Origin of the sequence: Streptomyces sp. NPDC060205 (genome assembly GCF_042728395.1) — a bacterium.
Classification (GTDB): domain Bacteria; phylum Actinomycetota; class Actinomycetes; order Streptomycetales; family Streptomycetaceae; genus Streptomyces.
Map to the genome: position 1 here is coordinate 26,155 of NZ_JBHWZP010000082.1, position 6,489 is coordinate 32,643.

Sequence of the window (6,489 nt, forward strand, 5' to 3'; positions counted from 1 at the left end):
ACGGCGGGTGGACCCGACCGCGCCCCGCTCCCCGACCGGACCATGTGCAGGCGGTCAGGTGGTGCGGGCGCGCAGGCGGCGCAGCATGCGCGGGTCCTCGAAGCCCACCGAGCGGGCGGCGGCGTCCATGGTCGCGCCGTGGCTGATGAGGTGCTGGGCGCGTTCGAGGCGCAGGGTCTGCTGATAGCGCAGGGGTGTCAGCCCGGTGGCGCGGCTGAAGAGGCGGGTGAGGGTGCGTTCGCTGACGCCCACGGCCGAGGCCACGGTGGGCAGGGGCAGCGGTTGGTCGAAGCGTTCGTCGATGAGGTCCTGGGCCCGGTGCACGGTGTCGTCGAGGTGGGAACGGTGCCGGAGCATCGCGCTGGACTGCGGTTCGTGGCCGTTGCGGCGGGCGTAGACGACCATCTCCCGGGCCACCTGGGCGGCGGCAGCGGGGCCGTGCCGGGTGGCGACCAGGTGCAGGGCCAGATCGATGCCGCTGGCGATGCCGGCCGAGGTGACGACGCGGTCGTCCGTGGTGAACAGGACGTCCCGGACGACCAGCGCACGCGGATGACGCCTGGCCAGCTCGTCCTGCACGTCGTGGTGGGTCGTGCAGTGGCGGCCGTCCAGCAGCCCGGCCAGCCCGAGCGCGTCGGCCCCGGCGCAGACACTGGCCACCGTGCCGCCCCGAGCGTGGTGGTCCCAAAGGGCCCGCAGGGAGGCGCCGCCGATGGCGGGGCTGTCGGCCAGGGTGCCCGCCCGCCAGCCGGGCACCACGACCAGGTCGTCGGGCCCCAGATGCGGCCAGTCGAGCCGGGCCACCAGCGGCAGCCCCTGTGCCGTGACGACCTGCGCCCGCTCGGCGACGTAGGAGAGCGTGTACGGGTGCCCGAAGTCGTCGGCCGTGGAGAAGACCTGCGCGGGGCCGGCCAGGTCCAGCAGATGGACTCCGGGCACCAGGAAGAAGACGATGTGGCTCACGATCCGGTCATCATGCCCGATGGGCCGCCGCGGCCTCCATCCCGTCGACCGTCGCGATGGTGGCGAAACGTCCGGCGAGCGCGTACTCGGTGCGCCGGACGACCTCGTCGGCCGGGAGCGTACGGGGGTCGGCCAGCAGGTCGGCGACGCTCTGGTCGTCGGGAGCGTCACGGTGCGGGATGGGGTTGGTCGCGGTCGCGTCGGTGACGAACGTGACCTCGTAGCCGAGGTCGCTCGCGACGCGGGTGGTGGTCTCCACGCACTGCTCGGTGCGGATGCCGCAGACGACGAGTTCGCGGACACCGCGCTCGGTGAGCAGTTGCTGGAGGTTGGTCGTGGTGAAGGCGTTGTGCGAGGTCTTGTGGATCAGCGGCTCGCCCTGTGCCTGCTCCAGTTCCTCCATGAGCCGGACATGGCCGAGGGCCGGGTCGAAGACGTCGCCGCTGCCGGGCTCGCAGTGCAGCACCCACACCACGAGGTCCCCGGCCTCGCGGGCGAGCCGGACCAGCCGGTTCACCTGATCGGCGATCTTCGGGTCGGAGATCGTCGCCCACAGGGGGCGGGCACGGAAGGATTCCTGGACATCGATGACGATCAGTGCGCGGTTCATGCCCAGAGTCTGAGCCAGGGGAGGGGCGCCGCGACATGCCGTATCGGGTCCCGAAGCGGACCGATCCGGTCACCGCCCGGTGAACGGAACCGCAGGCTCACGCCGTCGGCCCGCCGACGAGCGTGCGCAGGAGCTCCCGTCCGGCCGGCCAGTCGCCGAGACCGCTCTGCGAGTTGATGTGCCCGCAGTTCTCGACGACATGGGGTTGTGCCCGCCAGTCGCGCGCGAACGCGGCGGACGCCGTCGGATCGCAGTACGGGTCGTCGTCGCTCGTCACCAGCAGACTCCGGCACGGCAGCGGGCGGGCGGTCACGTCCACGAACGAGGCCGCCGCCCGGCTCGGGAAGGACGCGCTCCGGGTGTTCGGAGGCGCGACCAGGAACGCGGCGACCCCGGCGGGCCGCGCCCGGTCCAGCCACTCCGCGGCCGTCCAGCAGCCGAGGCTGTGCGCCACCAGCACGATCTCGCCGTTCTGCCGCGCGACGGAGTCGTAGGCGCTCTGGAGCGAGCCGACCCAGTCCGACAGCTCGGGACTGCTCCACGAGGCCGGTGCGATACGGACGGCCGAGCCGCCCCACCGCTTCTCCCACAGGCTCTGCCAGTGCCGCTCGTCCGAGCCGTCTATCCCGGGGACGATGACGTACGAGACCATGGCCCGCCTTCCTTCCGATCGCCGCTGTGCCCGTGCTTCGCCGGGCCACCATGCGGCGATTATCGGTGGCGGTGTCACAGTGATGGGCGCGGGGTGCGTGCGACCCCACACGATCCGGCACGTCACGCCCGTCGGGGCCGAAACGCGTTCTTGCCTCGTACCGGCCACGTTCTAAGATCTCGGACAGAGACACCGGCTCCCGCACGGGCGGCCGGCCGTGCCCGCCGCCGCGGGCACCAGTAGTCGGCCCCCAGTCCCCGGGCCCGGAGAGACCACCACGCCAACCGGGAAACCGGGGCCCGCATCCCGCGATGCTCTGCGCGGACCCCGGTCCCTCGTCCTTGCGGCCTTTCGAGTTGGGGCGTACTCCCGCGCGCCCCAAGTGCCACGAGGACGATCCCGCGCGAGGCCCTCGCGTCAGGGGACGACGCGAGTCCTCGCGCCGGCGGCCGCCGGCGTCGCAGACAGGCGACGGCGGCCGCCACACCCGCGGATGGCCGGGTGCGTTCTTCAACTACCCGCGGCGTCAGCCGATTCACGGCTCGGCCGGGGGCTCCTCCAGACCCTCACACGAGCGCCGGATTCGCCACGACCGCGGTGGGTGGTCATCGGGCCCCTCGATGATGGCGTACGGTAGGCGATGTCGACGCGGGGTGGAGCAGCTCGGTAGCTCGCTGGGCTCATAACCCAGAGGTCGCAGGTTCAAATCCTGTCCCCGCTACTGTCGAAGAGGGCCCCGACCTTTAGGTCGGGGCCCTGTTCGGTTCCTCACCACCCACCCGTCACCAAGCGGCCTGGTCGCGACGCGCCCCGCTCGAAAACCCGGTGGCCGTCCCCCCGCAACCGCCGCTACCGTCGGCCCCCCGGCAGACCGCAGCAACCGCTGCCCTCGCCCCGCCTCACGCAGAGAGTGATTCCAGTGACCGGCCTCCGAGCGACGACGACCCTGTGGCGCCCCACCGGTCCGAAGGAACTGGAGCTGGTCCGCGGGCTGGGCTGGTGTGCCTGGCCGCCGCGGCTTCCCGAGCAGCCGATCTTCTATCCGGTCCTCAACGAGGACTACGCCGTCAGGATCGCCCGGGACTGGAACGTCAAGCACGACGGCGCCGGCTTCGTCACCCGGTTCGAGGTCGACTCCGACTTCCTGCGCAGGTACCCGGTCCAGCAGGCGGGCGGCCGGACGATCCTGGAGCTGTGGGTTCCGGCCGAGGAACTCGACGAGTTCAACGCGCACATCGTCGGCCGGATTCAGGTGGTTCATGAGTTCCGCGCGGGAGGGGAGACCCCTTCGGGTTCGGGCGTGAGGTCGGAAGCCCTGTGAACAGACGGCGGCGGAAGAAGCTGTCCCGGCGGCTCGTCCGCGCCGCGACCTTCGGTGACCGCGGTCGGATCGACGCTCTTCTGCGGGCCGGTGCCGACCCGGGGGCCGCCGACACCGAAGGCACCACGCCTCTTTACGCCGCGTCGGTCCACGGTGCCACCGGCAATGTGCTGCGCCTGCTGGCGGCCGGGGCCCGGCCCGACATCGAGAGCGGACGCGGCAGCGAAGGCACGCCCCTGTGCGGGGCCGCCTGCTGGGGGCACGTCGAGACGGTCCGTGCGCTGCTGGCGCACGGTGCCGATCCCGGGCTCCGCGAGGACCACGGCACGGGCCGCTCCCCGCTGGAGTGGGCGATGGCCGGTCCCCATCCGGAGACGGTCGGCGTGCTGCTGGCCGCGGGTGCGCAACCGGCCGGCCCGGTCGGGGCCTGACTCACCCCGGGCGCCGGGACCCTCGACGCCTCAGGACTCGTCCGGCGAAAGCGCGTACAGCCGGGGGAGGTTGACCACGATCGCCTCCTGGGTGCTGCGCGCGATGACGACCACCGCCTCGTCCTCCGGGTCCGGGTTCTCCTCCCGGTGCGGGACGAACGGCGGTACGAAGATGTAGTCGCCGGGTGAGGTCCGCAGCCGTACCTCCTGCGGCCCCTCGCCCTCGGCCCCGCCCTGGCCCGAGTCGTCGATGAAGACGAACTCCGGGTGCCCGCTCACCACGTAGATGGCGGTCTCGGACTCACCGTGGTGATGGTCGGAGGAAGCCGTCGAAGGGGCCACATGCGTCTGGCCCATCCACAGCTTCTCGGAGCCGACGGTCTTTCCGCTGACGGCCGCGAACCTGCGCATGCCGCCGCTCTGCGCGGTGTCGCCGTCCAGGGAGTCGGCGCGGATGTGGTGCAGACGGCTGCGCAGCGGTGCGGTCGGCCGGTCCGGGGTGTCGTGGAGGTGGGGGTGGAAGCCCTCACCGGGGGTCGTCAGCGGCTCGCTCATGGCGGCGACGCTAGAGCGGTCCCGAAAAGGATGTCAAGAGGTGTCCTTTGGCTTTCACCTGCGGCAATGTTCCCGCAATGTGGGAAGCAAGGCGCTGAAGCACACCGCGTCGGCCCACTCCTCAGGCATGATGTGCGCATGCATATTTCCGCGAAGGCGGACTACGCCATGAGGGCGCTGCTGGAGCTCGCCCGCGAACCTTCCCGCCCGCTCACCTGTGAAGCCATCGCCTCCTCGCAGGAGATCCCGTTCCGCTTCCTGAAGTCCGTGGTGGGTGAACTGCGCAGAGCCGGCCTGGTGCGCAGCCAGCGCGGCTGCGAGGGCGGTTACTGGCTCGGCAGAGCCGCCGAGGAGATCACCCTGCTGGACGTCACGCGCGCCGTGGACGGCGAGCTGATCACCCTGCGCGGTGAGCCGCTGGCGGGTCTCGACTACCCGGGCCCCGCGACAGGGCTGCCCGATGTGTGGCGCGAGGTCGAGGCGGGTGCCGCGGCGGTCCTGGGCGGCGTGACGCTCACCTCGCTGCTCGCCGCCGGAGCCGCCGGAGCCACGGGAGCGGCGGCAGCGGGCGAAGGGCTCGCCCGGAGAGGCGCCGCGTGACCGACGGGCCACAACCGCAACCACCGCTGACGGCGCGGTCGTTGGCACCGGCGCCGATCGAAGTCGTCGAGTACACCGACCCGTTGTGCCCCTGGGCCTGGGGATCGGAGCCCGTCTTCCGGGCGTTGCGGGCGGCACTGGCCGGCCGGGTCCGCTGGCGGCGGGCGTACGCGATCCTCTTCGACCACGACGACGATCCGCCGCCCGACCCGGCGGCGGAGACGGCCTGGTACGCGCGCTACGTCGAGGACATCAGCTCGCACAGCCGGGCCCCGCGCCCCGTGCGGCTCAGCCGTATGCCGGCCGACTCCTGGCCCTCCTCGCTCGTCGCCAAGGCCGCCGTCCTCCAGGGTGAGGAGGTGGCCGAGCGGGTGCTGCGCCGGCTCCGGGAGAGCGTCTTCGTGCTCGGCGAACCGGCGGACACCCCCGAGTCGGCGCTGGCCGCGGTCCGCGGCGTACGCGATCTGGACGTGCGGCGGCTGGCGGTCGACGCGGCCTCCCGTGCGGTTCTGGGGCAGGTGCGTGCCGACCGGCTGGAGGCCCGCCGTCCGGTGGCCGAGGTCCTCCGCGCGCGAAGCGGGTCCCCGCATCCGGGCGCGGCCAAGGAGACCGACGAGGGCGGACATCGGTACGCCCTGCCGACCCTGCTCGTCCGGACCCCGGACGAGTACCGCGTCGTACCCGGCTGGCGGCCCTTCGAGGACTACGCGGCGGCCGTCGAGGAGCTGAGCCCCGGGCTGTCGGCGGCCCCCGCCCGGCTCGCTCCGGCGCACGCGCTGGAGCGCTACCGCAGCCTCACCGAGCCGGAGCGGCTGCTGCTGACCGAGGGCCCTTGGCCGCCCCCGGAGGCCGTGCGGGTGGACACGGCGGGCGGTCCCCTGTGGCTGCACCCCGACGAGGCGGCAACGCACCTCGCCGCACGCTGACTTCGGCCCGTCCGAGGCTGTGAACTGCGAAGGACGCCGTCCCGCCCAATGAGACACCAATTGGTGTCCATTGACAGTCGGTTGCGGCAGCCCCCAGGATGAGCACCATGCTTACGACGCACCCCGGTGTGGTGTGCCGCTACGTGGACCTGCGGCGCACCAGCAGCGCACTCTGTCGCTGACCCTTCGCCGTCCCCGGTCCGCAGACGCCTGACCGCCGCCTCCGGTACTGGCCCTCCAGTCCTCGGCCGAGCCGTGCCCGCCTCTGCGTCCTCCTGTCCGTGCTCCGTCGCACGCCTTCTTCGACTCCCGGCCCGCCCCTTCGCGAGCCCGTCGACTCCTTCCTCCCGGTAGTCCCGCGATCCCGCACGCTGCGGCTGGGGGTGCACGGTGCCCAGGTCCTCGCGCAGTGTCCGCAGCCAGTGCAGCAT

8 protein-coding genes and 1 tRNA gene are annotated in these 6,489 nt (G+C 72.5%); 5 read left to right on the forward strand and 4 right to left on the reverse strand.

Annotated elements, in window-relative coordinates:
- Window positions 1–54: 54 nt before the first annotated feature.
- From ACFWGJ_RS17020 to ACFWGJ_RS17030, 3 genes are all read right to left on the reverse strand, one after another.
- Entirely contained in the window at window positions 55–963 is a 909-nt protein-coding gene (locus ACFWGJ_RS17020; protein ID WP_387324835.1) for a GlxA family transcriptional regulator, read from the reverse strand.
- A 10-nt stretch (window positions 964–973) separates the two neighbouring features.
- Window positions 974–1,573, reverse strand: a complete 600-nt coding sequence (locus tag ACFWGJ_RS17025; protein WP_387324838.1) for a cysteine hydrolase family protein — start codon at window positions 1,571–1,573, stop codon at window positions 974–976.
- A gap of 97 nt (window positions 1,574–1,670) precedes the next feature.
- Window positions 1,671–2,225 carry an RBBP9/YdeN family alpha/beta hydrolase gene (locus ACFWGJ_RS17030; protein WP_387324841.1) on the reverse strand — a complete coding sequence of 185 codons (555 nt, stop codon included), beginning with the start codon at window positions 2,223–2,225 and terminating at the stop codon, window positions 1,671–1,673.
- Window positions 2,226–2,872: 647 nt separating this feature from the next.
- Here ACFWGJ_RS17030 and ACFWGJ_RS17035 point away from each other — a divergent pair.
- The 3 genes from ACFWGJ_RS17035 (at window position 2,873) to ACFWGJ_RS17045 (ending at window position 3,977) form a co-directional block, all read left to right on the forward strand.
- A tRNA-Met gene (locus tag ACFWGJ_RS17035) sits at window positions 2,873–2,946 on the forward strand.
- A 198-nt stretch (window positions 2,947–3,144) separates the two neighbouring features.
- Complete coding sequence (locus ACFWGJ_RS17040) at window positions 3,145–3,546, forward strand: hypothetical protein (protein WP_387324843.1); 402 nt, start codon at window positions 3,145–3,147, stop codon at window positions 3,544–3,546.
- Window positions 3,543–3,977 carry an ankyrin repeat domain-containing protein gene (locus ACFWGJ_RS17045; protein ID WP_387324845.1) on the forward strand — a complete coding sequence of 145 codons (435 nt, stop codon included), beginning with the start codon at window positions 3,543–3,545 and terminating at the stop codon, window positions 3,975–3,977. The genes ACFWGJ_RS17040 and ACFWGJ_RS17045 overlap by 4 nt, the downstream gene beginning before the upstream one ends.
- 30 nt (window positions 3,978–4,007) lie before the next feature.
- Here ACFWGJ_RS17045 and ACFWGJ_RS17050 read toward each other — a convergent pair whose 3' ends face one another.
- The gene (locus ACFWGJ_RS17050) at window positions 4,008–4,532 is read right to left on the reverse strand and encodes a cupin domain-containing protein (RefSeq protein ID WP_387324848.1); all 525 of its coding nucleotides are present in this window, start codon (window positions 4,530–4,532) and stop codon (window positions 4,008–4,010) included.
- Between the two features lie 138 nt (window positions 4,533–4,670).
- Between ACFWGJ_RS17050 and ACFWGJ_RS17055 the strand changes: the two genes are divergently transcribed.
- Window positions 4,671–5,132 (forward strand): RrF2 family transcriptional regulator, encoded by a 462-nt coding sequence (locus ACFWGJ_RS17055; RefSeq protein WP_387324851.1) that lies wholly within the window; start codon window positions 4,671–4,673, stop codon window positions 5,130–5,132.
- A 26-nt stretch (window positions 5,133–5,158) separates the two neighbouring features.
- On the forward strand, window positions 5,159–6,058 hold the full coding sequence (locus ACFWGJ_RS17060; protein ID WP_387324862.1) for a DsbA family protein: 900 nt from the start codon (window positions 5,159–5,161) through the stop codon (window positions 6,056–6,058).
- Window positions 6,059–6,489 lie beyond the last annotated feature (431 nt).